At 68.9% G+C, this 25,902-nt stretch carries 23 protein-coding genes and 1 pseudogene; 11 read left to right on the top strand and 13 right to left on the bottom strand.

Annotated features, from left to right (window positions below; genetic code table 11):
- Nucleotides 1-88 precede the first annotated feature (88 nt).
- Nucleotides 89-1,069: a tripartite tricarboxylate transporter substrate binding protein gene (locus Q0Q47_RS00570; RefSeq protein ID WP_293853245.1), complete on the top strand. Its 981-nt coding sequence runs from the start codon at nucleotides 89-91 to the stop codon at nucleotides 1,067-1,069.
- Between the two features lie 5 nt (nucleotides 1,070-1,074).
- Here the strand turns inward: Q0Q47_RS00570 and Q0Q47_RS00565 are convergent, their stop codons facing one another.
- The 5 genes from Q0Q47_RS00565 to Q0Q47_RS00545 all read right to left on the bottom strand — a co-directional run bounded on the left by Q0Q47_RS00565 (nucleotide 1,075) and on the right by Q0Q47_RS00545 (nucleotide 6,392).
- Nucleotides 1,075-1,635 (bottom strand): DUF1254 domain-containing protein, encoded by a 561-nt coding sequence (locus Q0Q47_RS00565; protein ID WP_293853244.1) that lies wholly within the window; start codon nucleotides 1,633-1,635, stop codon nucleotides 1,075-1,077.
- A complete protein-coding gene (locus Q0Q47_RS00560; protein ID WP_293853242.1) occupies nucleotides 1,632-2,279 on the bottom strand; it encodes a DUF1214 domain-containing protein in 648 nt (215 codons plus the stop codon). The genes Q0Q47_RS00565 and Q0Q47_RS00560 overlap by 4 nt, the downstream gene beginning before the upstream one ends.
- 11 nt (nucleotides 2,280-2,290) lie before the next feature.
- Entirely contained in the window at nucleotides 2,291-4,387 is a 2,097-nt protein-coding gene (locus Q0Q47_RS00555) for a transglycosylase domain-containing protein (RefSeq protein WP_293853240.1), read from the bottom strand.
- Nucleotides 4,388-4,647: 260 nt separating this feature from the next.
- A complete protein-coding gene (locus tag Q0Q47_RS00550) occupies nucleotides 4,648-5,916 on the bottom strand; it encodes a cysteine desulfurase-like protein (protein ID WP_293853239.1) in 1,269 nt (422 codons plus the stop codon).
- A 29-nt stretch (nucleotides 5,917-5,945) separates the two neighbouring features.
- Complete coding sequence (locus tag Q0Q47_RS00545; protein ID WP_293853237.1) at nucleotides 5,946-6,392, bottom strand: hypothetical protein; 447 nt, start codon at nucleotides 6,390-6,392, stop codon at nucleotides 5,946-5,948.
- A gap of 74 nt (nucleotides 6,393-6,466) precedes the next feature.
- Between Q0Q47_RS00545 and Q0Q47_RS00540 the strand changes: the two genes are divergently transcribed.
- Nucleotides 6,467-7,339: an alpha/beta hydrolase gene (locus Q0Q47_RS00540; protein WP_293853235.1), complete on the top strand. Its 873-nt coding sequence runs from the start codon at nucleotides 6,467-6,469 to the stop codon at nucleotides 7,337-7,339.
- Between the two features lie 204 nt (nucleotides 7,340-7,543).
- Here the strand turns inward: Q0Q47_RS00540 and Q0Q47_RS00535 are convergent, their stop codons facing one another.
- The 7 genes from Q0Q47_RS00535 to Q0Q47_RS00505 form a co-directional block, all read right to left on the bottom strand.
- Complete coding sequence (locus Q0Q47_RS00535; RefSeq protein WP_293853233.1) at nucleotides 7,544-8,803, bottom strand: ABC transporter substrate-binding protein; 1,260 nt, start codon at nucleotides 8,801-8,803, stop codon at nucleotides 7,544-7,546.
- Between the two features lie 96 nt (nucleotides 8,804-8,899).
- Complete coding sequence (locus Q0Q47_RS00530; RefSeq protein ID WP_293853231.1) at nucleotides 8,900-9,850, bottom strand: branched-chain amino acid ABC transporter permease; 951 nt, start codon at nucleotides 9,848-9,850, stop codon at nucleotides 8,900-8,902.
- Nucleotides 9,847-10,743, bottom strand: a complete 897-nt coding sequence (locus Q0Q47_RS00525) for a branched-chain amino acid ABC transporter permease (protein WP_293853229.1) — start codon at nucleotides 10,741-10,743, stop codon at nucleotides 9,847-9,849. The genes Q0Q47_RS00530 and Q0Q47_RS00525 overlap by 4 nt, the downstream gene beginning before the upstream one ends.
- Nucleotides 10,743-11,483 carry an ABC transporter ATP-binding protein gene (locus Q0Q47_RS00520; protein ID WP_293853227.1) on the bottom strand — a complete coding sequence of 247 codons (741 nt, stop codon included), beginning with the start codon at nucleotides 11,481-11,483 and terminating at the stop codon, nucleotides 10,743-10,745. The genes Q0Q47_RS00525 and Q0Q47_RS00520 overlap by 1 nt, the downstream gene beginning before the upstream one ends.
- Nucleotides 11,480-12,238: an ABC transporter ATP-binding protein gene (locus Q0Q47_RS00515; protein WP_293853225.1), complete on the bottom strand. Its 759-nt coding sequence runs from the start codon at nucleotides 12,236-12,238 to the stop codon at nucleotides 11,480-11,482. Before Q0Q47_RS00515 ends, Q0Q47_RS00520 begins: the two co-directional genes overlap by 4 nt.
- Before the next feature lie 65 nt (nucleotides 12,239-12,303).
- A complete protein-coding gene (locus Q0Q47_RS00510; protein ID WP_293853224.1) occupies nucleotides 12,304-12,696 on the bottom strand; it encodes a RidA family protein in 393 nt (130 codons plus the stop codon).
- Nucleotides 12,697-12,770: 74 nt separating this feature from the next.
- The gene (locus Q0Q47_RS00505) at nucleotides 12,771-14,600 is read right to left on the bottom strand and encodes a hypothetical protein (protein WP_293853222.1); all 1,830 of its coding nucleotides are present in this window, start codon (nucleotides 14,598-14,600) and stop codon (nucleotides 12,771-12,773) included.
- Between the two features lie 219 nt (nucleotides 14,601-14,819).
- Between Q0Q47_RS00505 and Q0Q47_RS00500 the strand changes: the two genes are divergently transcribed.
- From Q0Q47_RS00500 to Q0Q47_RS31115, 6 genes and pseudogenes are all read left to right on the top strand, one after another.
- The gene (locus Q0Q47_RS00500; protein ID WP_293853220.1) at nucleotides 14,820-16,169 is read left to right on the top strand and encodes a methyl-accepting chemotaxis protein; all 1,350 of its coding nucleotides are present in this window, start codon (nucleotides 14,820-14,822) and stop codon (nucleotides 16,167-16,169) included.
- Between the two features lie 58 nt (nucleotides 16,170-16,227).
- Nucleotides 16,228-16,734: a YcgN family cysteine cluster protein gene (locus Q0Q47_RS00495; RefSeq protein WP_293853219.1), complete on the top strand. Its 507-nt coding sequence runs from the start codon at nucleotides 16,228-16,230 to the stop codon at nucleotides 16,732-16,734.
- Between the two features lie 175 nt (nucleotides 16,735-16,909).
- Nucleotides 16,910-17,440 (top strand): hypothetical protein, encoded by a 531-nt coding sequence (locus tag Q0Q47_RS00490; protein ID WP_293853217.1) that lies wholly within the window; start codon nucleotides 16,910-16,912, stop codon nucleotides 17,438-17,440.
- Nucleotides 17,441-17,450: 10 nt separating this feature from the next.
- Nucleotides 17,451-18,707: a terminase family protein gene (locus Q0Q47_RS00485; protein WP_293853510.1), complete on the top strand. Its 1,257-nt coding sequence runs from the start codon at nucleotides 17,451-17,453 to the stop codon at nucleotides 18,705-18,707.
- A gap of 51 nt (nucleotides 18,708-18,758) precedes the next feature.
- A pseudogene (locus Q0Q47_RS00480) lies at nucleotides 18,759-19,919 on the top strand (phage portal protein); the annotation flags it as partial.
- A 449-nt stretch (nucleotides 19,920-20,368) separates the two neighbouring features.
- Entirely contained in the window at nucleotides 20,369-20,806 is a 438-nt protein-coding gene (locus tag Q0Q47_RS31115) for a DUF4279 domain-containing protein (RefSeq protein WP_367278193.1), read from the top strand.
- Between the two features lie 1,593 nt (nucleotides 20,807-22,399).
- Here Q0Q47_RS31115 and Q0Q47_RS00475 read toward each other — a convergent pair.
- On the bottom strand, nucleotides 22,400-23,029 hold the full coding sequence (locus tag Q0Q47_RS00475) for an RNA methyltransferase (RefSeq protein ID WP_293853215.1): 630 nt from the start codon (nucleotides 23,027-23,029) through the stop codon (nucleotides 22,400-22,402).
- A gap of 503 nt (nucleotides 23,030-23,532) precedes the next feature.
- On the opposite strand from Q0Q47_RS00475, the gene Q0Q47_RS00470 reads away from it, so the two are divergent.
- The 3 genes from Q0Q47_RS00470 to Q0Q47_RS00460 all read left to right on the top strand — a co-directional run bounded on the left by Q0Q47_RS00470 (nucleotide 23,533) and on the right by Q0Q47_RS00460 (nucleotide 25,784).
- Nucleotides 23,533-23,733, top strand: coding sequence for a hypothetical protein (locus Q0Q47_RS00470; RefSeq protein ID WP_293853213.1), 201 nt, complete (start codon nucleotides 23,533-23,535; stop codon nucleotides 23,731-23,733).
- Between the two features lie 180 nt (nucleotides 23,734-23,913).
- Nucleotides 23,914-24,537, top strand: coding sequence for an HK97 family phage prohead protease (locus tag Q0Q47_RS00465; RefSeq protein WP_293853211.1), 624 nt, complete (start codon nucleotides 23,914-23,916; stop codon nucleotides 24,535-24,537).
- Nucleotides 24,534-25,784, top strand: a complete 1,251-nt coding sequence (locus Q0Q47_RS00460; RefSeq protein WP_293853209.1) for a phage major capsid protein — start codon at nucleotides 24,534-24,536, stop codon at nucleotides 25,782-25,784. The genes Q0Q47_RS00465 and Q0Q47_RS00460 overlap by 4 nt, the downstream gene beginning before the upstream one ends.
- The last annotated feature ends 118 nt before the right edge of the window (nucleotides 25,785-25,902 follow it).

The raw sequence follows: 25,902 nt of genomic DNA, 5'->3' as shown, positions 1-25,902 counted from the left end.
TCTGCTTCACGAAACCGAGCAAAGTTCCAACTTGTGCATGAAACGGCCGTGCGACAGCATGACCGCAAAACACAGGGAGGGACGGCGCATGATCAATCGCAGGACCGTGGTGAGGTGGGCGGCGGGATCGGTCGCGGCGGCGGCCGTCGGGCGGCCCGCCTTCGCGCAGCAATGGCCGCAGCGCAACATCACCCTGGTCGTGCCCTTCACGCCCGGCGGCTCCACGGACATCCTGGCCCGGTTGATCGGCCAGAAGCTGCAGGCTGCCCTCGGACAGTCGGTCGTGGTGGAGAGCCGGCCCGGCGCGGGCGGATCGATCGGGGCCGATGCGGTCGCCAAGGCCGCGCCCGACGGCTACACCCTGCTGATGGGCCACATCGGCACGCTCGCCGTGAACCCGTCGATCTACCCCAAGCTCGGCTACGACCCGCTCGCGAGCTTCGCACATGTGAGCATGATCGCCCGCGTCCACAATGTGCTGGTCGCCAATCCGGACGTGCCGGCCCGGTCCGTGACCGAGCTGATCGCCCACATCAAGGCCAACCCGGGCAAGTTGAACTACGCCTCCGGCGGCAACGGGAGCGCCGCCCACATCGCCATGGCGGCGTTCGCGGTGGCGGCGGGGCTCGACCTCGTACACGTCCCCTATCGGGGCACCGCTCCCGCGGTGACGGACGTGATCGGCGGCCGGGTCGAGACGATCATGACGGGCGCCCCGGTGGTCCTGCCGCAGGCTCAGGCGGGCAAACTCCGGGCTCTCGGCGTGTCGGGGCTTCAGCGCCTGGCCGCGGCCCCGGACCTTCCGACCATCGCCGAGGCAGCGCTGCCGGGCTTCGAGGCCTCGCAGTGGTACGGCATCGTCGCTCCCGCCGGGACCCCGGCGCCGATCGTCGACCGGCTGAACGTGGAGATCGGCAAGGCGATGAACGACAAGACGGTCGTCGACCGCCTCGCGCTCGAGGGCGCCGACGTCTGGACGACCTCGCCCGAGGCCTTCAAGGCCCACATCGCCTCTCAGATCCCGCGCTGGGCCGAGCTCGTGAAGAAGGCGAACATCCGGGGAGAGTAGCGGGCTCAGCCGCCGGCGTCGCCGCACCGGGCGGTGCGCAGGCGCGCCTCCGCGTCCTCCAGGAGCCCCGGTTCCATGGCCAGCGTGCGCACCGTCACGAAGCCGGTTCGCCCCGGGGCGACGAGGCGCAGCTCGCTCACCGGCTCGTCCTCGGGATCGTTGGCCTGCAGCTCCTCGAGCTGCGCCTGGGTCACCAGCACGACCTCGAGCTTGCCACGCGTCGCGCTGCGGTCGGTGAGCGCGTAGAAAACGCCACCCGTCGGCGTGTAGAACGCGAAGGACATGAAGGCGCCGCCCGGCGTCGCCTCGACACGGACGGGGCGCGCCGAAAGGTCGAAGCGGCACACCGCGATGGCCGCCGCGGGATCGGCGAAGGGCAGGCCGGCGCTGCCGGGTTCGGCGCGCGGCATCAGCGTCATCGTGTGGAGCGGCACCAGGGGAGCCAGCCGGTCGTCCGCGTTGGGCTTCGTCAGCCGCGGGATCGCCAGGACCGAGCCCAGGTGGACGATGCCGGCCAGCATCAGCCCGGCCGTCGCGACGAAGGCGATGCGCGCGAGCGGGTTCATCGGCAGCGATCCTGCAGGATCTGCGGCATGCGACCCGGATCGATCACGGTCGAGGTGCCCGACAGGGGGGTGTCGTAGAGGCGCATCACCAGTTCGAAGCGTCCCTCGCGCACCGGCAGCCAGTTGCCGGGCTGCACGTCCGGGGCGACCGTGACGGTGAACACGCCGCGCCCGTCGCGCACGATCTCCGCCGAGGTGAACCCGTAGCGACGGGCCGGATTGGGGACGAGCGCCCCTCCGGGCGTCTCCAGTGTCAGCGTCCAGAACCGCGTCTGCGGAACGCGCCCGACCACGCGGTAGGTGCAGCTTCCGATCAGCGGGCGGCCTTCGCTGTCGCGGCTCGCCGTGAAGGACAGGCCCTCGCCCAGGCCGAGCGGCAACCCGCCGGATTTCGCCACGATGGCCCGCGAATACGGGTCCGCCTCGAGGGAGCCGTTGCGTGGAAAGGCCGTCCAGGGTCCGACGCGGACCGCGCCGAAGCCTGCCCCGCGCTCGACCGCGACCCATGTTCCGGCGAGCCCCACGCCGGCACCGATCGCCAGGATGGCGACCGTCGCCAGCAGCGCTCCCAGCCGCCAGCGGCGCGCCGCGCGGCCGGGCTCGGCCTGCCGGGTCTCCTGCGCGCGAAGGCGGCGCGTCGTCATGGTCGCGTCCGTCACGGGACCCCGATCCGTCCGCCGATCGCGCGCACCGGGCCGTTGTCCGCCACGGCCCGACCCGTTTCGATGGACACGGACCCTCCGCCGCGCAGCTCGCGCCGCCCGCCGAGGTCGCGCATCACCTGCTCGATGCCGCCCAGCGCATCGAGCGAGCGCTTGTTGAGGACGGCGGGCCGCTGCGGCGCGGAGAGCACCTCGAAGCCCTTGCCCGACCCCGCCGCCGCCACCGCGGCCGGGGCGGCCGGGGCGATGCCGGGCATGGGCCTCAGCTCGACGCTCTGGTGAGCCGGGAGCATCATGTCGTGCCAGGCCTGGGCCGGCAGCGAACCGCCGGTCATCTTGTTCGTCGACGAGTAGTCGTCGTTGCCGAACCAGACGCCGGCCACGAGATTGCCGGTGAAGCCGATGAACCACGCGTCGCGATAGGCGTTCGTGGTGCCGGTCTTCCCGCCCACCTTCACACCGGGCAGGAGGGCGCGCTTGCCCGTGCCCTCCTCGACGACCTTCACGAGCATCGTGTTCATGTCGGCGATGATGTTGGGCGGGAACAGCTGCTTGGGGGGCAGGGCGTCGCGGTCGCGCCGGTAGATCAGGTCGCCGTGCGAGTTGCGAACCTCGGTCGCGGCGTAGGGATCGGCCTTCTTGCCGCCATTGGCGAACACGGCATAGGAGGCGGTCATCTCCAGCACCGTCACTTCGGCGGCGCCGATCGGCAGCGAGACGGTGTCGGTGAGCGGCGTGGTCAGGCCCATGACCCGGCAGGTGTCGACGATCTTGGCGCGCCCGGCCTTGTTGTTGCCGTCGCCGATGGCGGTGGCGAGCTGCACCGGGATCGTGTTGATCGACTTGGCCAGGGCGACAGCCAGCGGCATGGAGCCGGCATAGGAGCGCCCGTAGTTGTTGGGGCACCAGTTGCCCACGCACACGGGGCGATCCGTAACGATGGTCGCGGGGGAGAACTTCCCGGTCATCAGCGCCGCCGTGTAGACGAACGGCTTGAACGAGGAGCCCGGCTGGCGCAGCGCATCGGTGGCGCGGTTGAACTGGCTCGCGCCGTAGTCGCGGCCACCCACCATGGCGCGCACGGCCCCGTCCGGCTCCATCACGACCGTGGCCGCCTGCGACGCGTCATAGGCGTCGCCCTGCTGCCTCAGGATGGTCTCCAGCGCGTTCTCCGACTGCTTCTGCATGCTGGTGTCGAGCGCCGTGCGCACCGTCAGCACGCGATCGCTGCCCAGCTTGCCGTCGTCGGCGAGCCGCTTCACCTCGTTGAACGCCCAGTCGAGGTAGTAGTCCGGGCTGATCTCCTGTTTGCGGTCCACCGGCGTGGCCGGGTTGCGCCGCGCGGCGTAGACCTGCCCCTCGGTCATGTATCCGGCATCGACGAGGTTCGAGAGAACGTCGGCGGCGCGCGCCCGCGCGGCGGGAAGATTGTGGTGCGGCGCGTACTTGGTGGGTGCCTTGAACAGGCCCGCCAGCATCGCGCCCTCCGCCAGGGAGACGTCCTTGATGGACTTGCCGAAATAGAACTCCGCCGCTGCCGTGGCGCCGAACGAGCCGCCGCCCATGTAGGCGCGGTCGAGATACAGCTTGAGGATCTCGCGCTTGCTGAGATGGAACTCCAGCCACAGCGCCAGGAAGGCTTCCTTGATCTTGCGCTCGATCGAGCGCTGGTTCGACAGGAAGAGGTTCTTGGCGAGCTGCTGCGTGATCGATGAGCCACCCTGGACGACGCCCGAGGCCCGCGCGTTCGCCATTAGGGCGCGGCTCGTGCCGATGACGTCGATGCCGAAATGCTCGTAGAAGCGCCGGTCCTCCGTGGCCAGCACGGCCTTCACGAAGTGGTCCGGGAATTCCTCCAGCGCGATCGAGTCGTCGTGCCGGATGCCGCGCCGTCCGACCTCGTTGCCGTAGCGGTCGAGGAACACGACGGCGAGGTCCTGCTTCTTCAGCCAGTCGTCGCCGCCGACCTCGCGAAACGCGGGGATGGCGAGCGTGAGCATGAGCAGGAGCCCACCCACCGACAGCGTCAGCCCCTCGCAGGCCAGGTCCGTGGCCACGCGCCACCCGCCCGTCACGTGGAAGCGGTCCATGACGGCCGAATAGCGGTCCCATGCCGACGAGAGATTGCGGCCGCCCTCGTTGATCGAGGAGGCGGTCCACGAATCAAAGCGCTCGAAGGCGCGGACGAACCGCTGCCAAAGGGAAAGTTTCCCGCGGAATTCCAAAGGCTTGGACCGTTGTGGGCGTAATTTGACGCTTAACAGATTATCAACCAACGCGCCCCGGCGCGAGAGTCTGCGCGCAGGAGCGGTTGTAGCTGGTTAACGGTCGCGCGCGGGCCCCGGCCGGCTCACAGCCGGGCGAGTGCCCGGGGGATGGCCTCGGCGAACCGCCGGATCTCGTCGGCCGTGTTGTAGTGGACGAGCGAGACGCGCAGGCAGCCATAGTCCATGGCCAGCCCGAGGCGCCCCATGAGCCGCGGCGCATACATGTGGCCGTCGCGGATGCCGAAACCCTCGGCGTTCATCGCCTCCGCGAACGCGGCCGGCTCGGCGCCCGGCAGGTTGAAGCAGATGGTGGGAACGCGCTCGGAGACCCGCGCCGGGTCGGCGATGCCGTAGACGGTCGCCCCCGCGTCGCGCAGCACCTCGAGCATCTGCCGCGCGAGGTCCGTCTCGTGGCGGCGGATGGCCGCAAAGCCGGCGACGAGGTCGGCCCGGCGGTCGGCGCCGTTGGAGCCGCCGATCTCGCGGCCGAGGCCCTCGACATAGGCAATGGCGGCGTTCATGCCGGCCACGTTCTCGTAGACGAAGGTCCCCGCCTCGACCTTGTAGGGCGGCCGGTCGGGAATGAAATCCTCGCGGAACGTCGGCAGGCGCCGCAGCGCGTCGAAGCGCCCCCACAGGAATCCCATGTGCGGCGCGAACGCCTTGTAGCCCGAGGCGACGAGATAGTCGCAGCCCCACGCCTTCACGTCGGCCACCGCGTGCGGGGTGTAGTGCACGGCATCGACGAAGAGTTCGGCGCCCGCGTCATGGGCGAGCTTCGACACGGCCGGAAGGTCGACCAGGCTGCCCAGGGCGTGCGACACCGCGGTGCAGGCCACGAGCCGCGTGCGCGGACCGAGCAGCGGGGCGAGGTCGGCCGGGTTCAGGGTGCCGTCCTCCCGCATGTGCCAGACGCGGATCTTGGCGCCCATCGGCTGGAGCGCCGTCCAGGTGGCGACGTTGGCGTCGTGGTCGAGGTCGGTGACGACGATCTCGTCGCGCTCGCCGCCGGCCTGGATGCCCTGGCCGATCCCCAGGCTCACCAGGCGGATGAACGAGGTCGCGTTCAGGCCGAAGCACACCTCGTCCGGCGAGTCGGCGTTGAGCAGCAGCGCCACCGAGGCACGGGCCTCGGCGACGCCGGCATCGACGAGGCGGCTCTTGTCGTAGCGCCCGCCGCGCTGGACGTTGTGGTCGACGAGGTGGTGGACGACCGCGTCGAGAACGGTGCGCGGCACCTGGGCGCCGGCCGCATTGTCGAAGAACACGAAGGATCCCGCCTGCTCGAGCGCCGGGAAGCGCGTGCGGATCGCGTCGACGGGGAAGGGGGCAGTGGTGGCATGGGCCGTCATGGCGGGATCCGAATGTTGGAGGCTTGCGCTCAGTCCGGCCGGTATCCGGACTCGATCTGGGCCTTGATGAGCAGGATTTCCGTCTCGTGGGCGGAACACAAGCGTCGCCAGCGCTCGTCGGCCATGCCGGCCGGGCGCCAGGCGATCAGGGACACGTAGCAGGTGCCGGCCGGCAGGGCGCAGCGCTCAGGGCGAACGACCTGGGCCGCGATGCGCCATGCGAGGGCCTGCGGCGTGCCCAAGCCGTAGTCGACGGTCAGGCGCTCGGGATCGGCCTGGATGCGGAACCAGCCCCGGCCGCCGTCGAAGAGCGATTCGCCCGTATGCAGCCCGTCGTCGCCGTCGGGTCGCGTCCGCATGCAGCCCAACGACCAGCCGCCCAGCGCGATCGGGTCGGCCATGAACCGGAACGCCGCGTCCGCCTCGGCCATGACGTGGGCGGTGGCGCAATGGGACAGGGCGGCAGGGTCGGACATCGTGCATGGCTCCCGGGTCAGGCCTTGTAGCATGGCCTCTGGATTGCTGCCGCCCATGCTGCCAGACTGCCGCCATGCTCTGGCGACATTACCCCGACCGCGCCGCGCTCGACGCGCAGTTCACCCTCGACACGATCGCGGACCTTCCCGCCGTGATGCAGCGGCGCCTCGACGCTTCCGCGGCGGCCCGGCGCGACGTCCCGCACCGCCTCAAGGTGCCGTATGGCCCCGGTCCGGAGGCGACGCTCGACCTGTTCATGCCGCCGGCCGGCCGCGGACCCGCGCCCGTGCTGGTGTTCATCCATGGCGGCTTCTGGAAGTCGCTCGACGCGGCGACCTTCAGCTTCGTCGGCGGGGCCTTCGCCCCGCGCGGCGCGCTGGTGGCCGTCATCGACTACCCGCTCATCCCGTCCGTGCGCATGGACGGCATCGTGGACCATCTCGGGCAGGCCCTGCACTGGCTCTCGCAGCATGCCGGCGACTTCGGCGGCGACGCGGCCTCGCTCCACGTCGCGGGCCATTCGGCCGGCGGGCAACTGACGGCCATCGCGCTCGATCCGGACTGGCAGGCTCGGCACGGCATCCCGGCCGGCGCGGTCAGGGGAGGCGTGGCGATCTCGGGTGTGTTCGAACTCGAGCCCCTGCGGCGCAGCTTCCAGCAGGACACGCTGGGGTTCACGGTCGACGAGGTGGCGCGCTGGAGCCCGCTCCGGCACGTGCCGCGCAAGGCGGCCCCGCTCATCGTCACGGTCGGCGGGAGCGAGACGCAGGAGTTCGTGGACCAGTCCCTCGAACTCGCCGATGCCTGGCGCGCGGCCGGCAACCGGGTCGAGGTGCACGTGGTGGCGATGGCCAACCACATCGACATCCTGACAGGCGCGCTCGCCAAGCCCGGGGCGCCGCTGCACACCGCGGTGCTGCGGCAGTTGGGGCTGGCCGGCGGCTGAACGCCCGCCCTGGTGACAAGTCCGTTCGATTGTCTCAGCCGTCATGGCCGGGCTTGGCCCGGCCGCCCACGACTTTGGAGCGGCTGGGAGCTTCAGTCGTGGATGCCCGGGCCGAAGCCCGGGCAGGACGCGCTGGGGGATGGAGGACTGTGAAAAGGGGGCCCAACGACCCCATTCACATCCTCCAGGCCAATGCCAAGTCCCTTACTCGACCTTCTTGAACAGCGCCTGCATCTCCTCGATGGAGATGACGCGGTCGGTGACGATCTGGCCGTCGGCGATCTTCCACACCAGGGCGGGGCCGGTCACGTCGCCGTTGGCGTCGAACTCGATCGGGCCGGTGGCGCCGAAATACTTGATCGGCTTGCCCTCCTTGATCAGGGCGACGGCCTTCTTGAACTCGTCCGGGCCGGTGCCGACCTGGGCACCGCCGGCCGCATGGACCTGGCGCACCGCGTCCTTGATCGACGGGCCAGTGAGGTCCTTGGCGATGTTCATCGCCAGGCCCAGCACCATCAGCGCGTCGTACTGGGTGTGCACGCCGGGCCCGTTGCTGTCGTACTTGTACTTCTCGGCGAAAGCCTTGTTGAAGGCGTCGACCGTGGCGCCGGCGACCTGGGCGTTGTCCATGCCGAAGGACTCGTTGAGGAACTTCGGCCCGACGCCGTTCACGAAGTCCATGACGCGCATGGAGTTGTTGAGCGCGATCTTGGGCGAGCCGCCCAGCGACAGCCACTCGCGGACGATGGTGACGGCATCCTTGGGGAAGCCGACCAGCATCAGCGATTCAGGCTTGGCGGCCAGCGCCTTGGTGACCTCGGCGCGGTAGCTCGGCTGGTTGTCGGTGTAGGGCACTTCCACCACGAACTCGCCGCCGAGCTTGGGCAGCGCTTCCTTGATGAAGCGCGTCATGTCGACGCCGAAGTCGGTGTTGACGTAGATGATCGCCGTCTTCTTGAGACCGCGCCGGGCGATCTCGGAGGCGGTGGCGAAGGCCTGCGTCTTGCTGGTCGGCAGGGTGCGGAAGAAATAGCCGCCGCTGCGGCCGTCGAGCGTGAAGGCGCTCGCCGTGGAGCAGCAGCTGATCTGCACGATCTTGGACGGTCCGGTGATCGACGAGATGATCGGACCGGTGACGCCCGAGGAGATCGTTCCGGTGATGGCCGGCACGCGCTCGACCTCGACGAGGTACTTGGCCGCGTCGACGCCGACGGTCGGCTGGCCCTGGTCGTCGCGCAGGACGAGTTCGACGGGGCAGCCCTTGATGCCGCCGCCCTGGTTGATGTGGTCGAGCGCCAGTTGCGCCGCCTCGGCGATCTTCTTGGTGATCGGCGCCATCGAGCCCGTCATCGGCAGGATCCCGCCGATCTTCACCGGGCAGCTCACGGCCTGGGCGGACGTCTGGTTTGGCGCCGTCAGTGCCCCGGCGGCCAGGACGGCCGCCAGTGTCAGCAAGTGCTTCATTGACCCTCTCCCTCGTGACGGTCTCCCGGCATCCGCCTCTGAGGGCTCGGGCGCCGGCCGTCCTTGGCCGAAATGTCAGGACAATGCAGGACGCTGTCAATCGTCCGCGGCGTGCCGGGAGACGGTCGCGGCCTCGCCCAGCAGGCCACGCGGCCGGAACAGAAGGGCCAGCACGAGGACGAGGCCGATCAGGATGACCTGCAGCGCGCCGCCCTGGGCCGCATAGGCCGCCGGCACGAGCTTGGTGACGGCGACGCCGGACGCCGCCCAGATGGCCCAGACCAGCAGGGTGCCGAGGAGGACGCCCAGATTGTTGCCGCTGCCGCCGACGATCACCATGGCCCAGATCTGGAAGGTGAGGATCGGCACGAAGTCGTAGGGGCTGACGAAGCCGATGTAGCTCGCATAGAGCGCGCCGGCGAGCCCCATGAGCGTCGAGCCGATCACGAAGGCTTCCAGCCGGAAGCGCAGGGCGCTCTTGCCGAGCGCGACCGCGGCGGTCTCGTCCTCGCGGATGGCTTTCAGCACCCGCCCCCAGGGCGATCGCAGGATGCGCTCGAGGCCCCAGTAGACCAGGCCCGTGACCACCACGAGGACGCCGAGGAAGAAGATGTTGAACAGGGCCGGCGAGCCCAGCGTCGTGAACAGCGGGCGTGGAATGCCGGGAAACCCGTTGGGGCCGCCGGTGAGGCTTTCCAGGTTCAGCGTCACGAGCTGAATGCTCACGGCGATGCCGTAGGTCGAGATGGCGAGATAGTCGCCGCGCAGCCGGATCGTGACGAGCCCCACGAGCCAGGCGGCGAAGGCCGTGGTCACCATCGCGCCCGCGATGCCGAAGGCCCACGGCAGGCCCAGGTTGGCGATCATGCCTGCCTTGGCCGGCGAGGTGACGATGGCGTGGGTGTAGGCGCCGATGGCGTAGAAGCCGACGATTCCGGCGTTGAAGAGGCCCGTATAGCCCCATTGCAGGTTCAGCCCCAGGGCGACGATGCCCAGGATCAGGACGATGCTGAAGAAGAAGACGAGGTAGGAAGCCAGCCCGATCACGCCTTGTCTCCGAAGAGGCCCTGCGGCCGCACGGCCAGCACCAGCAGGAGCAGCAGGAAGGGCATCGCCGTCTTGTAGCCGGGATCGACGAAGAGCACCGACAGGTTCTCGGCGAGCCCGACGAGAAGCCCGCCGACGACGGCCCCCACGAGCGAGCCCACCCCGCCGAGGATCGCCGCGGCGAACAGCGCGAGCATGAGCGAGAGACCCATCTCGGGATGGATCTGGGGCGACAGCCCCATGAACACGCCGGCCATCGCCGCGAGCGCGCCGGACAGGATCCACGTCCACCGCACCACGGCCTCGACCTCGATGCCGCAGACGCGCGCCAGCGCCGGGCTCTCGGCCATGGCGCGCATGGCCATGCCGGTCCGGCTGTGGGTGAGGTAGAGATGCAGGCCGGTGACGACGAGGAGCGTCAGGCCGAGGATGAACAGCTGGTCCGGCAGCATGCGCACGCCCGGCAGCACCTCGAGCGCGATCTGCAGCTCGCTGGTGTAGAAGTAGCTGCCGCTGCCCCAGATCAGCACCACGACGTGGCGCATGACGAGGGCCGCGCCGAAGCTCGCGAAGACCATGGAGAGCGGCTGGGCGCCGCTGCGCCGCAGGCGGCTGAACACCAGCCGGTCGACCAGCCAGGCGAGGCCGCCGGTGAGCACGGCGGCGAGCAGCATGGCGGCGATGAGCTGCCAGCCGAAGCTGAAGGGACCGGTCGGCGTGCCGGGACCGGCGAAGGTGACGAAGACCAGCGCCAGGTAGCCACCCCAGGTGACGAGTTCGGCATGGGCGAAGTTGGCGAAGCGCAGGATCTGCAGCCCGAGCGACACGCCGATCGCGCCGAGCGCGATGATCGCGCCCGTGAGGATGCCGTCGGCCAGCGATTGGGCGAGCATCACGCGCCTCCCGGAGTGGCGGCCTTGCGGTGGCCGAGAAAGGCCTCGCCCACGGCGGGGTCGGCCAGAAGATCGGCGGCGCGGCCCTCGAAGCGGTTGCGGCCTTCCACCAGCACGAGCCCGCGATCGGAGAGCCGCAGCGCCGCCTTGGCATTCTGCTCGACGAGGAGGATCGCCACGCCCGACGCCGCCAGCCGGCGCAGGTCGTCGAACACCTCGTTCACGGCCTTCGGCGAAAGCCCCGCCGTCGGCTCGTCCAGCATCAGCACCGCCGGCCGGGTCATGAGGGCGCGGGCGATGGCGAGCATCTGCCGCTGCCCCCCCGACAGGACGCGGGCCCGCTGCCCGCGCTTCGCGGCGAGGGCGGGGAACATGGCATAGGCGGCGGCGAGCCGCGGCCCGAGGTCGCCGCCGACGGTGTGGGCGCCGACCACGAGGTTCTCGTGGATGGTGAGCGTCGTGAACACGTTGCCCGTCTGCGGCACGAAGCCGAGGCCGGCGCGCACGAGCTCTGGCGCGGGCAGCCCCGTCACGTCGCGTCCGGCCAGCGACACCCGGCCCGACGTGGTGGGCACCAGACCGGCCAGGGCCTTCAGGAAGGTCGACTTCCCTGCGCCGTTGGGCCCGATGATGGTGACGATCTCGCCCGCCGCGACGGCGACCGACGCGCCTTGCACGATGGGCAGGCCGGGCACGTAGCCGGCCACGACGGCCTCCGCCGTGAAGACGGCCCCGGTCATGCCGGCACGTCCCCCAGATAGGCGTCGAGCACCGCGGCATCGCGCTGCACGCCGTCCGCCTCGCCGCGGAAGATGACCTTGCCCTGCGCCATGACCACGATGGGGCTGCACAGCCGCATCACCAGATCCATGTTGTGCTCGATGAGCAGGAAGGTGATGCCCTGCTTGTTGAGGGCCACGATCTTGTCGACCAGCGTTTCCATGAGGGTGGGGTTCACGCCCGCGGCCGGCTCGTCGAGCAGGATCAGGCGAGGCTCGATCATCAGCACGCGCGCCAGCTCGAGCAGCTTCTGCTGGCCGCCCGAGAGCTGGCCGGCCGGGAGGGCGAGCTTGTCGCCGAGCCCGCAGAAGCCGAGGACCTCGAGCGCCCGCTGGCGCGACGCGCGCTCCTGGCCGCCGACCGTGCCGGGCCGGAACCAGTTGTTCCAGAACCGCTCGCCTGCCTGCTGCAGCGGCACCAGCATGGCGTTCTCCAGCACCGTCATGCCGGGAAAGGGCCGCGGGATCTGGAACGTGCGGGCGAGACCCAGGCGGAAGATCCTGTCCGGCGACAGGCCGCCGATGGCATGGCCCTCGAAGCGGATCTCGCCGGCCGTGGGCGCCAGGGATCCCGCGATGAGGTTGAACAGCGTCGTCTTGCCCGCACCGTTGGGACCGATGAGACCGGTGATGGTGCCCTTCGCCACCGTGAGGTCGACGCCATCGACGGCCTTCATGCGGCCGAACGACCGTTCAACGCCCCTGACCTCCAGCATGCCTGCGAACCACCCCGCTCCCGCGACGCGACAATCAACCACGACCTTCGGAACAGGAAAAGGTGTCAGCGACGCTTCAGTGCGGTGACCTCGATCTCGACCTTCATCTCCGGCATGGCGAAGCCGCACAGGATCGTGGTGCTCGCCGGCCGGGGATCGGAGAAGGTCTCGCCCAGGATGGACGACACCGCCATCACGTCGGCGCGGTCGGTGAGGAACACCCGCACCCGCACGATGTCGGCCATCGTCGCCCCGGCCTGCGCCAGCGTCGCGGCGATCGTCTCCAGCGCCTTGCGCGCCTGCGAGGCGGCATCGGGCGCGATCGTGTCGGCGGCGAAGTCGTAGCCGGCGGTGCCCGACACGAAGACGAAGTCGCCGTCGATGACCGCGCGGGAATAGCCGGCCCAGGTCTCGAACTTGGACCCTGTTGAGAGGGTCCGGCGGCTGTCGGCGCTCATGCGGCTCACCCTGCGTTGCGCCGGCAGGGTGGACGCTGCCCGCCGCTTTGCCAAGCGGCAGACGGCGGTGGCCATCAATACGAGCAGTCGGACCTGCGCTGGGCGAAGGCGAGCTGCTTGTCCACGCTCGCCGGCTCGATCCCCGCCGCGAGCATGACGTCGCGGGCCTTCGCCGGCTCGGCGCCGAGCGCCACGAGGGTGTTCAGGCCGAGGCGTCCGTAGCTGCCGCCGCCCGGCATCGCGCGGCGCTCGAGCAGGGCTATGACCGCCGGAAGCGCGGCGGCGCCTTCGGTCTTCATGGTGCACAGGGCGGTCATGCCGGCGAGATAGGGATGCTGCCAGGCTTCGACGTCCTTGGCGCCGGCGGCCCGCTGGGCGGCCGCCGCATCCAGGAGCGTGAGGATCACGGGCACGGCGTCGCGGCCCAGGGCCGACAGGCGACGCAGCGCGGTGTAGCCGTGCACCCGCATCACCGGGTCGCCGGCGAGCCAGACGAGATCGTCCCGCCGTCGGCGGATATCGTCGTCGGGGAGGGCGGCGATGGCGCCAGAGATGGCGTGGCCCTCGTCGCGCAGCGAGCGCGGCGGCGCCGGGGCCGGGCCCCGGGCGAGCTTGCGCAGCCGGTCGAACAGCACGTCCGCCACCTCCCCGGCATAGCCGGGCCGGACGGCGGGGCCGAAGCGCACGGCCGCCCAGGCGGTGTAGGGCACGGGCACCCGCTCGTCGCGAAGCAGGGCGAGGGCCGCCTCCGCCTGCTCGGCGTCCATCCGGTTCTGCATGACGACCGCGTGGAGGAGGTCGTCCGCGATGGCCTGTCCCGCCTTGGGCAGGGCGCCCTCGCGGGCCAGGAGCGCCTTCGCGGTGGCCACGGGGGCCGGGCGGCCGATCCCCGCGAGGCTTAGATCGATGCGCAGCGTCTGCGCGAAGAAGGCGACCCAGTCGGGCGAGAGCTGACCCTTCCAGGCATTCCGGGTTTCGGACGAGCGCAGGAAGGCCGGCTTGAGCTCCAGGCCGGAGAGCCCCGCATAGGTCGGGACCAGCACCGGAAACAGCGGCGCGAAGAGCACGGCGGTGCGCCGATGGCGCTCGACCAGGGCGCCGTTCTCGACGACGTGGAGCGCCAGGCGTTGTGCCCGCACCGTGTCGGCCGAGATGCTCAGGCCGGCCCCGGCGGGGCCTTTCCCATCGGCCACCATGCCCTCCGACACGACGACCGCGGCGTCGCCGAGGCGGCCCGGTTCGCTGACCAGGCATCGGCCTTCCACGAGCGCCGCCCGCATCAGCTCCGCCGAGCGCGCCGTTTGCCGCTCGGCGGGTATGGAGATGACGGGGCCGTTCTCCTGGATCGCGACGTCCGGGCAGGCGCCGCCGCCCGTCGCGAGCCGGAAGGACACGGCCGGGGTCGCGGGTGTCGCGGGCTGGTCGGCCCTGAAACCCGCGGGGTCGACGAGAACCTTGGTCGCGGCCCCCGTGAGCAGGAGCCGTCGGCACAGGTCGCCGCAGACCGCGTCGCGCGATCGCAGGCCGTCGCGCAGCGCGATGACGAGCCCGCGTGCGGCGGAAACGGCCTCCGCCCTGTCGTCCTTGACGAGGGCGGCGACCCGGTCCTCGGTCTTGGCGTTGTACACCGCGGGCGGCAGGGTCATGGCGATCGCCGCGACGACGGCGCTGGCGATGGCGCTGCGAAAGCCCATGCGCGCCAGCCCGACGAAGGACAGGCGCCAGGCGACGACCGCGAGCGCCAGCGTCGGGATGGCCGCCATGAGCACGAAGATCGGCAGGCCGATGATGGAGATCGCGGCGAACACCGCGATCGGCCAGCCCACCAGGCAGAGGACGCCCAGCGCCGCGACGCCGACGACGAAGGCGTTCAGGGGCAGGGATCGCAGGCCCACGATCGGCATGGAACGGCTCCGTCTCGACCCGCCGACCTTGCCGGGCCGGGCGTAAAGACATTGGCGTTCTTTCATCTTCGATGAGGGCCGCGCTCGTGTCGTCCTTGACGGAGGGTGAATCCGCACCGGAGACCGTGCTGCCATGGGGAACACGGGCCCAGGGCCGGCGATCGTTAACGCGCGGCCAACGCTTGGATGCTATCGGGTTCTTGAATTCGTAGGCTTTCGATGCAGCTTCCCCACGTGCAGCCCCCGAGCGTCAGCCGCATGGCGCTCTACGGCGTTGACTGGACCACGGCCGACGTCGCGCGGCGCGTGCTGGCGCGTGTGGAGCCCTGGCTCCACGCCATGGTGCTGGAGACCATCGACGAGTCGATCCACCGTTCGTCGGTCATCGCCGACATCCTCACGCCCAACCGCACCGAGCTGGCGGAGCTTGAGGCGGCGCATCTCAGGATTCTGCTGCAGGCCGACTTCGGCGACGCCTATGCCGGCTCGCAGGAGCGCTCGATGCTCCTGTGCAACCGCCTCGGGCTCGGGGCCCGCGTGCGCAACTCGGTGCTGAACCGCCTGCCGGACCTCACCGATTTGCGGCGCGGCTGGGCGTCGCGGCTTTGGCCCGGGGGCGCCCGGGAGCGCCGGCATCTCTCGCGGCTCATCATGTTCGATGTCGCCAACGCGATCACGGTCGACCAGCAGCTGACGCGGGCAGGCGTGGACGACCGCCGCACCACGCTCGCCGACCAGATGGACATGTTCCAGAAGGCCATGCACGGCATCAGCGCCACCATCGTGCAGGCCGCGACCGACCTGAAGCGCAACGCCGAGGCGACGCAGCAGCAGATCGAGGAGACCCGCACGGCGCTGGAGGCGGTCGACCGTTCGGCCGATGCCAGCCGCGCGGCCCTCGTCGACAACGTCGCGGCGGCCGACCGGGTGTCGGAGACGATCCAGTCCCTCGAACGCCAGTCGGCCGGCGTGCTCGCGAAGGCGGAGTCGGCGCGCGGCACGGTGCTGGAGACGCACCGCTCCATCGAGCGCCTGTCCACCTCGACCTCCGCCATCGCCTCCGCCGTGACGATGATCTCGGACGTGGCGGCGCAGACGAACCTGCTGGCGCTCAACGCCACCATCGAGGCGGCGCGGGCCGGCGAGGCGGGCAGGGGCTTCGCGGTTGTCGCCTCCGAGGTCAAGAGCCTCGCGGCGCAGACGGTGCGTGCGGCCTCCGACATCAAGGCCCTCATCGACAGGGTGAGCCACGACGCCTCGCTGGCCACCTCGCTGCTCTCCAGCATCTCGACCACGGCCGAGGACCTGCGGCTCGTCGCGCCCATCATCCGCGACGCGGTGGAGGAGCAGGCGCGCGCCCAGGCCATGCTCGGCGGCGTCATCGACATCGCCTCCACCCGCACGGGGGCGGTGCTCGACAGCGCCGCGGCCATCCGCCAGGCCTCGCAGAACACCCAGGCGGCGGTGGCCCGCATCACGCGCGAGGCCGACGGCGTGGGCGCGCAGGCCCAAGCGTTCTCCGCCGCGGTGGACGAGTTCCTGGCGCGGCTGCAGACCTCGGCGGCGTGAACGCCACGCGGACGCGGCCGGCCGGGCGTGCTAAGCACGCGTCCCGCGAGGACGCGACATGACCGACGAGCCCGACGACACCTCTCTCCGCCCGCCCTTCTGGCGCACCACCACGCTGGAGGACATGGACCCGGCGCAATGGGAAAGCCTGTGCGACGGCTGCGGCCGCTGCTGCCTGGTGAAGCTCGAGGACGAGGACACGGGCACCATCCACGCCACGGACATCGCCTGCCGGCTGTTCGACGCCGGCAGCTGCCGCTGCCGGGACTACGCCAACCGCACGCAGGCCGTACCGGATTGCGTCGGTCTCACGCCGGAGGCCGTGCGCACCCTCACCTGGCTGCCGCCCACCTGCGGCTATCGCCTGGTGGCCGAGGGCAAGGACCTGCCCTGGTGGCACCCGCTGGTCTCCGGCCGCGCCGAGACGGTGGTGGAGGCGGGCGTGAGCGTGAAGGGGCGGGTGCACGCGTCGGAAGACGAGGTGGCGCTGGAGGATGTGGTGGACCGTATCCGCCGCTGGCCACTGGCCTGGCCGAAGCGCGCGAGGGGGCGGGGGCCGGCCTGATAGAGCTGCGACAAGATTATAGGAAAATAGTCTTGACAGCGTCACGCTAACCGAGTAGTTTCTGGTCATTCTCCACAATTGCACCCGGCGGAACCAGCAACGGTTGCTGTGATCTGATCAATCACTGCAATGAAACAACCATTGGTCCTCCGCCGTTTCCGGGTAGGAGAAGTTCATGACCAAGTATATTCCAAATGAAGATTTTATGGAAGGCATTCGTCAACGATACGACGAAGGAGTTCCGATCGAGAACATCGTGTCGGATACCGGGCTGGACCGACGAAAGATTTATTCCCTCTTGGGCCACCAGCCCGAGGGCCATGGTCCTCCAACGGAGGATCCTCTCGTCGACGGAGTCCGGACCGCACTGCTGCGCCGGCTCTGGCTCAATGCCGATCATCAGGTCGCCGAGATCGAGCGGCGCCTGGCGGCGGCGCCGCCCGACGCACCGCCCGAGCGCGAGACGCGCACCCTGGCCGTGCTCGCCAGGATCGTGCGCGAGCTGAGCGCCGCCGAGGCGGTCAGCGATGCCACGCGGTCGCGCCGTGCCAAGGCACGGGCCGATGCGGCGCGGCGCCGGGAGGCCGACGATGACGGACAGCCCCGTACCCTCGAACAGCTCCGCGACGAGCTGGGTCGACGTCTTGAACAGCTCCGCAGCGCTCGGGCTGCAACCGGAGCTGCTGGCGACGTGCCGCGAGGCTGACTTCGCGCTGATGATGGCCGACTGGCTGACCTTCAGCCGGTCCGACCAGCGCCCGCCGCCGGCGGCGCGGGACGGCACGCCCTGGCGGGTCTGGCTGGTGCTGGGCGGGCGCGGGGCGGGCAAGACGCGCACCGGCGCGGAATGGGTGAGGGGGGTGGCGGCCGGCCGCCCCCCGTTCGCATCGAAGCCCGCGCGGCGCATCGCGCTGGTGGGGGAGACCTTCGCCGACGCCCGCGAGGTGATGATCGAGGGCGTGTCAGGCCTTCTCTCCGTGCACATGCCGGCCGAGCGCCCGCGCTGGGAGCCCTCCCGGCGGCGCTTGCTCTGGCCCAATGGCTGCGTGGCGCAGGTGTTCTCGGCCGAGGATCCCGAGAGCCTGCGCGGGCCGCAATTCGACGTCGCCTGGCTCGACGAACTCGCCAAGTGGAAGCATCCGCAGGAGACCTGGGACATGCTGCAGTTCGGCCTGCGCCTCGGCGACTTCCCGCGCCTCGTGGCCACCACCACACCGCGCGCCGTGGACCTGGTGCGCCGGCTGGTGTCCGATCCGTCGGTGGCGCTCACCCGCGCCTCCACCACAGCCAATGCCATGAACCTGGCCGCCGCCTTCCTCGACAGCGTCACCGCGCGCTATGCCGGCACGCGGCTCGGGCGCCAGGAGCTCGATGGCGAATTGATCGAGGACCGATCCGACGCGCTGTGGTCCCGCGAGCTCATCGAGGCGCGGCGCGAGGCCGAGCCGCCGCCGCTGGTGCGCATCGTGGTGGCGGTGGATCCGCCGGCGACCTCCGGCGCCAGGGCCGATGCCTGCGGCATCGTGGCCGCCGGCATCGACACCGCGGGCGTGGTCCACGTGCTCGCCGACGGCAGCGTCCAGGGCGTGAGCCCGGCCGGCTGGGCGCGGGCGGCGCTGGCCGTGCACCGCCGGCTGGAGGCCGACGCACTGGTGGTGGAGGTGAACCAGGGCGGCGAGATGGCCGAGGCGGTGCTGCGCGAGGCCGACCCGCTCGTGCCGGTGACGCCGGTGCGCGCCACGCGGGGCAAGGCCCTGCGGGCCGAGCCCGTGGCGCTGCTCTACGAGCAGGGTCGCGTGCGCCACGCCGGCAGCTTCCCGGCGCTGGAGGACGAGATGTGCGATTTCGGCCCCACCGACCGCGGCTACGCCCTCTCCGGCGGCCGCTCGCCCGACCGCCTCGACGCCCTGGTCTGGGCGGTGACCGCCCTGGCCCTGCAGCCGAGAGGCGCGCCGAGGGTGAGGCGGTTGTAGGCGCCTGCAGCCTTTCATTCGCCCCCGCCCTTCTCATCCCGGACCCACCCCATGATCCTCTCGCGCCTCTTCGGCCGCGGGCCGCGTGCGCATGCGCCGGCTGCGGAAGCCAAGGCCTCGCGCACGGCTGCGGTGTTCGCCTGGCAGGGCGTCGGACGCCCGGTGTGGACGCCGCGCGACTACGCGGCGCTGGCCCGCGAGGGCTACCAGCGCAATCCCGTGGTGCATCGCGCCGTGCGCATGGTGGCCGAGGCGGCCGCGGGGGTGACGCTGGTCGCCTATGACGGCGAGCGCGAGGTGCCGGACCATCCGGTTCTCGGCCTCCTCGCCCGCCCCAACGCCCGCGACGGCGGCGCTGCCCTGCTGCAGGCGCTCTACGGCCACCTGATGGTGAGCGGCAACGCCTATCTCGAGCGCGTCGACATTGCCGGCGTGCCGCGCGAACTGCATGCCCTGCGCCCCGACCGGGTGAGGGTGGTGCCAGGCCCGGACGGCTGGGCGCAGGCCTGGGACTACACGGCGGGCGGGCGCAGCGTGCGCCTGGAGACCCCGCCGGACGGCCCGGCGCCTGTGCTCCATCTCGCCCTGTTCAACCCGCTCGACGACCACTACGGCCTCTCGCCCATGGAGGCGGCGGCCGCCGCGCTCGACGTGCACAACGCGGCGGGCGCCTGGAACAAGGCCCTGCTCGACAACGCCGCCCGTCCCTCGGGCGCGCTGGTCTATGCCGGGCCAGCCGGTGCCACCCTGGGCGAGGAGCAGTTCCAGCGCCTGAAGGCGGAACTCGAGGCAGGCTTCCAGGGCTCCGCCAATGCCGGCCGGCCCCTGCTGCTGGAGGGCGGGTTGGACTGGAAGCCGCTGTCGCTTTCGCCGCAGGAGATGGATTTCGTCGAGGCCAAGGCGGCCGCGGCGCGCGAGATCGCGCTGGCCTTCGGCGTCCCGCCGATGCTGCTGGGCCTGCCCGGCGACAACACCTACGCCAACTTCGCCGAGGCCAACCGCAGTTTCTGGCGCCAGACGGTGCTGCCGCTCGCGGCCCGCACCGCCCAGAGCCTCGCCCACTGGCTCGGCTCCGCCTGGCCGGGCGCCCTGCGCCTGGAGCCGGATCTCGACCGCATCGACGCGCTGACCGCCGAGCGTGGCGAGTTGTGGGCGCGCGTGGGAGCGGCCGATTTCCTGAGCCGCGACGAGAAGCGGGCGGCGGTGGGGTATGGGGCGGAGGGGGGCGGGGTTGGCATCAAGGGTGGCTGGGCCGGCTCCGATACGGTGGGCGGAGACCTCAGCGTCTCACCCGCCGGCGGAGGTGGCGGGGGCGATCTTGGCGGTGGGGCTGGCTCAGGAACTCGCCAAAGCTGGCGGGAACAGCCACGTGTACCGGCGGGCAGTGAGGATGGGGGGCAGTGGACCAGCGAGAACCTCCCTGATCATTCCTTGATTGGCGGGGCCGGCGATGACGACTTGACGACAGGCGCGCCAAAGCTGACAAAAAACATTCGTGAGGTGGCTCGGCGGCTGGAAATCGACCCCATCGAATTCCGGGCATTGATACATCGTCTAAAAGACGACCTGGGCTTTGGAGGCGCTGACGAACTCGAGTTTGATTTCGAAGGAAATGCATTTTTCAATGGGGAACACCTTGGAAACATAAAGGACTATAGAAAATGAGCATGACAATACCCCTTAGGTTGGTGTCCCTTGTCTTGAGGGGCGACACATTGGACCCAGCCGAGTGGACGACGTTCTTCAATAAAACGCCGTGTAGTTGGGCTGTTAAGGGTCAGCGTATCTGTAGAGTGGGTCGAACAATTGAAGGCACTGTAAGCAAGACGGGCCTTTGGGTGTATTGTCCAGAGCATCGGGAGGATCCGAAAAGTATGGACTTCATGGTGAAATCGATGTTGGACGAGCTATCGTTGCCCAATGATATTTTCTTGAAAAGGAAAAAATACTCCTCAATTCAGTGCGAGATATCGATGTATTTCGACAATCATTCAGGAGACAATCCGCCGTCATACTCGTCTGATACTGTAAAATTGGCTGCCGAGTGCAGTGCGAAGATAAAAGTGGATGTTTGGGAGCCAGAGCAGTCAGGTCATTGAGATAGGATCATCAGACCTGGTCTCTCCTTTCTGGACAACATAATCGTCCTGACGCAGAGCAAATTCCCCTCCTAACCTTCGCACCCCTCCCATCCTCCTCATCCTGAGCAGGCCGCATAGCGGCCGTGTCGAAGGGCGCAGAACTGTGCCGTGCCCGGCATCCTGCGTCCTTCGACACGCCGGCTCCGCTGGCTGATCAGGATGAGGACGTATTGAGGTTGAAATCGGATGTGGCGGATACATGCTTGAAATTGCTAAAGCAAAGGACATCTAGGAAATGAAAAAATATCATGGGATCAATGGGTTGCTAGAATTTTGCACGCTTCTGCAAAGCAAAAATATTCATTTCAATATGAATATGTATTCGGCAGACTCCATCACAGTTACATTGACTCTGGTAGGGGCGCGCGTAGAGGTCTCATTTCAACAAAATGGGACGAATTATTCGGTGTTCGAAGGCAGTGAAGCCACGAGTTCCGATCTGTCGATGGTTTTGAAGATGATAGCCGAGGAAAACTAGTACTTTCTGCGTCTGCTGCCGGAAACCCGGGAACCTGGCTTTGCTCGCAATTGCACGTGGACCTCGGGCGCGCGTGGGGGCGGTGGAATTCCTGAGCCGCGACGAGAAGCGGGCGGCGGTGGGGTTTGGGGCGGAGGGGGGCGGGGCTGGCAGCAAGGGTGGATGGGGAAGCCCTGATCCCGGCGTAGAGTTACCGTCAAATTCCGAGAGCCGGGATGTCTCAACTGACGATCACTGGAGGAAGCAACCGAGAGTACCACCTGGCTCACCGGATGGCGGCCAGTGGACGAGCTCCAAAGGGGCTCGTCCAAGTGAGGGAACACAATCAGACCACGAGGGAAATCAGAGGACGAAAATCTCAGACATAGTCAAGATTTGCGTGCCGACTGACATATTGAGAGAAGTCGACAGTTTCGGGAACAAAAGCTACACTGCCATTGATGAGTGCCACGATGGGTTTCAGTTGAAGCGCTTTGGCGCAGGCAACGCTCCCGGATTGATGCGACAACCAGATATTCAGAAGCGGAATATACTATTAATTTTCAAGACGATGAAGTAATGGACGAACGGCTATTTGCGTTTCCCGGATCACTCTCCATCGATCCGGAAGTTCTTGTACAAGGTCAAGCATTCTTCGACGCTGCGCGAGCCGCGGACCCTGACAAAGATTGGATCTTGGCTTTCGAATGGGCTGACGATCGTCGCTATCGAATCCCTGGCACAAACAACTGGCGCGTGATGGGAGCGGGCCTAGACGTGTGTGTCTACAAGCGGCGGTGTGTGCCACCGAGCGTGATCGTGTCACTCAGCGGAGTTCCGTTGGTTGTCAAGATGAGGGCTGACGTCCTGAGCCAATCAAAACAGCGACGCCTGATCTCGGACCCGCAGAATCCGTCGAACATTCTATTGCGTTGACGTGTGGCCGGCGGCCGCCAAGGAGGAAGATCAAACGTCATCCGCCCGATGCTTGGCCGCCTGCGCCTACAACAAGACTCTGCTCAGGCTGGCTCGACAGAAGCCGCTGTCGCTCTCGTCGTCAGAGTGGTAACTGATGCCGCCCAGCGATAAACATGCTAATCGCCGGTCAATGCGCGTTGGGGTGGCCGCCGATTGCGCTTTCGACGGGGGATGACTTGAAATGCCCGCCTCTGCTTGGTGATTTCGTAGAGGATGATGCCGGATGACGTCCCGAGATTCAGGCTCTCAACGATGCCATACATCGGGATATTGACGCACAGCACACTACGGTCGAGTGCTTGCGCACTGATGCCGGTTGCCTCGTTGCCAAACCAGACGGCAAGCTTCTTGTACTGCGTGTAGTCATGCTCGTGCAGGACAGCATTTTGGCGCCCCTTCGTGTAGGGCGATGTCACGATCGAGACGAACCCGTTTCTTTCGAGGTGCTCCAGACAGGCTTCCGTCGTTGGAAATGTCTTCACAAAGCTCCACTTGATCGCAGAAGCCGACACATTCCCCAGTTTCCTGCGTTCCCGCATGTCACGCCACTCGGGCGGCAGAAGGGATCTCCTGGACACCACGTAGGCCTTCTCAACGCCAAGCACATTCACGTTTCGAATGACCGATCCGACGTTTCTGATGTCGTCCGGTTCTTCGATGACCGCGATCAGATATCGACACCGAAAGCCCTTGATCCGGTTCGCACGGGCGCGAACGCTTCGGGTTTGCGTGTCAGTGGTGTTCATTTTTTGGGCTCTCTGTCCATGGGGTCGGTCGCAATAGAAACAATTCCCTCGATCATGGCTCTAAGATTTTTGAACAAAATTCTGATGCGAGGGGTAATAAAAAGCCATAGACCAGAAGTTGGCTCTATGCACAGAATGAAGAAAAGGCAACTCAAGCGAGAAGAACGGGGCAAAATTTGATGCCGCCGCGCCGTTTGGACAATCACCAACAAGCCCGTTCCCGGGCCGCGGCCGACACTGTCAGGCGTCGAAGTGTGTACCAAGGTCCCGCCGCGGCGTGGCCGAGGGCGTGGCTCGGGGCAGTGCGTGGTTCGGCGGGGTTCACCGGGACGAGATGATCATGGCCATCCTGCGACCGGAGCGGGAGCGCTGGGTGTGAGCTCGCCTGGGCGTCCGTCGACCCGCCTTCCTTGCGGGCTGCCGACACGAGGATGTCGGGTGGTCGAGAACGATCCGAACACCGCCTGAGTCGCTTCCGCAGTCCCACACACCGGAGCCGTGCCATGGCCGTCGACGCGGTTCCCTCGATGATCGACGCCTTCGTGACCCGCGCCGACCTCGCGGATCTCGCGCTGTTCATCTGGGCCAGCGGGGCATCCACCGCGGCGGCCATGCTGCTGCGCGAGCTGGCCGCCGCCAACCGCCGCTTCGACGCCTTCGTGCGTGAACTGCACCGCTTCAACGCCCGCCACGCGGACGACTGACGAACCGCTGCCCCGCAACCCTGGAGATCACCATGCCGCGACGCGATGAGCGCCGCGGGACGGCGGCCGTGCGCCCGCCGGATCCCGCGGATGTCTTTGCCACCTTCCTGGCCCTGCTGGCCCGGCTGTCCTCCACCGGACGGCGCCCGGGCCAGGCGCCACGCCCGGGGAGGTAAGGCCATGTCGCACGCTCCCCTGGCGCCCGTCTGGCCACCCACCGCTCCGCCCTCCGTGCCGCTGCGCCCGGCGCCGCGGCCGGGCCCGCTGGCCGCCGCCGAGACCAAGCGCGTCGACGCGGCGCTGAGCGCCGCCGGCGACGGCGTCTTCGAGGGTTATGCCAGCCTCTTCGGCGTGGTGGACCTCGGCCGCGACATGGTGATGCCCGGCGCCTTCGCCGCCAGCATCGCCAGCCGCGGCGCGGGCGGCATCAGGCTCCTGTGGCAGCACGATCCCGAGCAGCCCGTCGGCCGCTGGGAGAGCGTCGTGGAGGACGAGAAGGGCCTCTTCGTGCGCGGCATCCTGAACCTGAAGGTGGCCCGCGCCCGGGAGCTCCACGCCCTCATGCGCCAGGGCGCGCTGGACGGGCTGTCGATCGGCTACCGCACGGTCAACGCCCGCACCGAGCCGCGCACCGGGGTGCGCAAGCTCTTCAAGCTCGATCTCTGGGAGGTGTCGCTCGTCACCTTCCCCCTGCTTCCCGCCGCGCGCGTCGCCGCGGTGAAGGCGGCTTCACCGCCGCGTCCGCCGCGCCCGGCCCGCCGCCGGCTGCGCACCCTCTTCGTCAACTCCGGGATCCCGACATGACCGACACGCCCGCCGACCTCGACACCAAGGCCCGCTCCGGCGAGGCCTACGCCACCCTCGACGACCTGAACCGCGTGTTCGCTCACTACCGCGAGGCGAACGAGGACCGGCTCGGCGAGCTCGCGGCGAAGTCCGCCGCCGATCCGCTGACCGAGGAGAAGCTCGCCCGCATCGACGCGGCGCTCGACGAGACGCGCAGCCGTCTCGACGCGCTGACGCTGAAGGCCGCGCGTCCCGCGCTCGAGACGCGCGCCGCCCCGGCCGACACGCTGGCCAGCGAGCACAAGGCCGCCTTCGCGGCCTATGTCCGCACCGGCGAGACGCAGGGCATGAAGGCGCTGGAAGCCAAGGCGCTTTCCGCCGGCTCGGGACAGGACGGCGGCTACCTCGTCCCGCCGCCGGCGGAACGCGAGATGCTGCGCCGGATGACGCAGATCTCGCCGATCCGCGCGCTGGCGACCGTGCGGGAGATCTCCACCGCGGTCTACAAGAAGACCTACTCGACCACCGGCCCGGTGGCCGGCTGGGTGGGCGAGACCGCGGCCCGTCCGCAGACCGCTAGCCAGGTGCTGGCCGAGCTCGCCTTTCCCTCAATGGAACTCTACGCCATGCCGTCGGCGACGCAGACGCTGCTCGACGACGCGGCGCTCGACATCGAGGCCTGGGTGGCCGACGAGGTCGAGACGGTCTTCGCCGAGCAGGAGGGCGCCGCCTTCGTCAACGGCGACGGCATCAGCAAGCCCCTCGGCTTCCTGTCGCCGCCCAGGGTCGCCCAGGCGGCGTGGACCTGGGGCAAGCTCGGCTACATCGTGACGGGTGCCGCAGGAGCCCTGCCGGCCGCCAACCCGTCGGACGTGCTCATCGACCTCGCCTATGCGCTGAAGGCCGGCTACCGGCAGAACGCGTCGTTCGTCATGAACCGCAAGACGCAGGCCATGGTGCGCAAGCTCAAGACCACCACGGGCGAGTATCTCTGGGCGCCGCCGCTCACCCCCGGCACGCCGGCCACGCTGATGAACTTCCCCGTGGTCGAGGCCGAGGACATGCCCGACGTCGCCGCCGACAGCCTGTCCATCGCCTTCGGCGACTTCCGTCGCGCCTACCTGATCGTCGACCGCCTCGGCATCCGGGTCATGCGCGATCCCTACACCGCCAAGCCCTACGTGCTGTTCTACACCACCAAGCGCGTGGGCGGCGGCGTGCAGGACTACGACGCGCTGAAGGTCCTGAAGTTCGGCACGGCGTGAGGCGTGGGCCTTCACGGCGCGTGAAGCGTCCAGCCTGCACCACCTCTCCGCACGTCTTCCCCGGGCTTGGCCCGGGGACCCACGACTGCGGAGCGGCAACGGCGAAGGCGTGGATGGC

The organism is uncultured Alsobacter sp., from assembly GCF_945952055.1.
GTDB lineage: Bacteria > Pseudomonadota > Alphaproteobacteria > Rhizobiales > Beijerinckiaceae > Alsobacter.
Note: the sequence above shows the minus strand (reverse complement) of the source record. Positions and strands in the feature narration are given on the sequence as shown.

What these genes read in the sequence shown, in the direction of transcription:
- Q0Q47_RS00570 (WP_293853245.1), top strand. Translation starts at nt 89, where the DNA reads ATGATCAATCGCAGGACCGTGGTGAGGTGGGCGGCGGGATCGGTCGCG.
- Q0Q47_RS00565 (WP_293853244.1), bottom strand. Translation starts at nt 1,635, where the DNA reads ATGAACCCGCTCGCGCGCATCGCCTTCGTCGCGACGGCCGGGCTGATG.
- Q0Q47_RS00560 (WP_293853242.1), bottom strand. Translation starts at nt 2,279, where the DNA reads ATGACGACGCGCCGCCTTCGCGCGCAGGAGACCCGGCAGGCCGAGCCC.
- Q0Q47_RS00555 (WP_293853240.1), bottom strand. Translation starts at nt 4,387, where the DNA reads ATGGACCGCTTCCACGTGACGGGCGGGTGGCGCGTGGCCACGGACCTG.
- Q0Q47_RS00550 (WP_293853239.1), bottom strand. Translation starts at nt 5,916, where the DNA reads ATGACGGCCCATGCCACCACTGCCCCCTTCCCCGTCGACGCGATCCGC.
- Q0Q47_RS00545 (WP_293853237.1), bottom strand. Translation starts at nt 6,392, where the DNA reads ATGTCCGACCCTGCCGCCCTGTCCCATTGCGCCACCGCCCACGTCATG.
- Q0Q47_RS00540 (WP_293853235.1), top strand. Translation starts at nt 6,467, where the DNA reads ATGCTCTGGCGACATTACCCCGACCGCGCCGCGCTCGACGCGCAGTTC.
- Q0Q47_RS00535 (WP_293853233.1), bottom strand. Translation starts at nt 8,803, where the DNA reads ATGAAGCACTTGCTGACACTGGCGGCCGTCCTGGCCGCCGGGGCACTG.
- Q0Q47_RS00525 (WP_293853229.1), bottom strand. Translation starts at nt 10,743, where the DNA reads ATGCTCGCCCAATCGCTGGCCGACGGCATCCTCACGGGCGCGATCATC.
- Q0Q47_RS00520 (WP_293853227.1), bottom strand. Translation starts at nt 11,483, where the DNA reads ATGACCGGGGCCGTCTTCACGGCGGAGGCCGTCGTGGCCGGCTACGTG.
- Q0Q47_RS00515 (WP_293853225.1), bottom strand. Translation starts at nt 12,238, where the DNA reads ATGCTGGAGGTCAGGGGCGTTGAACGGTCGTTCGGCCGCATGAAGGCC.
- Q0Q47_RS00510 (WP_293853224.1), bottom strand. Translation starts at nt 12,696, where the DNA reads ATGAGCGCCGACAGCCGCCGGACCCTCTCAACAGGGTCCAAGTTCGAG.
- Q0Q47_RS00505 (WP_293853222.1), bottom strand. Translation starts at nt 14,600, where the DNA reads ATGCCGATCGTGGGCCTGCGATCCCTGCCCCTGAACGCCTTCGTCGTC.
- Q0Q47_RS00500 (WP_293853220.1), top strand. Translation starts at nt 14,820, where the DNA reads ATGCAGCTTCCCCACGTGCAGCCCCCGAGCGTCAGCCGCATGGCGCTC.
- Q0Q47_RS00495 (WP_293853219.1), top strand. Translation starts at nt 16,228, where the DNA reads ATGACCGACGAGCCCGACGACACCTCTCTCCGCCCGCCCTTCTGGCGC.
- Q0Q47_RS00490 (WP_293853217.1), top strand. Translation starts at nt 16,910, where the DNA reads ATGACCAAGTATATTCCAAATGAAGATTTTATGGAAGGCATTCGTCAA.
- Q0Q47_RS00485 (WP_293853510.1), top strand. Translation starts at nt 17,451, where the DNA reads ATGATGGCCGACTGGCTGACCTTCAGCCGGTCCGACCAGCGCCCGCCG.
- Q0Q47_RS31115 (WP_367278193.1), top strand. Translation starts at nt 20,369, where the DNA reads ATGAGCATGACAATACCCCTTAGGTTGGTGTCCCTTGTCTTGAGGGGC.
- Q0Q47_RS00475 (WP_293853215.1), bottom strand. Translation starts at nt 23,029, where the DNA reads ATGAACACCACTGACACGCAAACCCGAAGCGTTCGCGCCCGTGCGAAC.
- Q0Q47_RS00470 (WP_293853213.1), top strand. Translation starts at nt 23,533, where the DNA reads ATGGCCGTCGACGCGGTTCCCTCGATGATCGACGCCTTCGTGACCCGC.
- Q0Q47_RS00465 (WP_293853211.1), top strand. Translation starts at nt 23,914, where the DNA reads ATGTCGCACGCTCCCCTGGCGCCCGTCTGGCCACCCACCGCTCCGCCC.
- Q0Q47_RS00460 (WP_293853209.1), top strand. Translation starts at nt 24,534, where the DNA reads ATGACCGACACGCCCGCCGACCTCGACACCAAGGCCCGCTCCGGCGAG.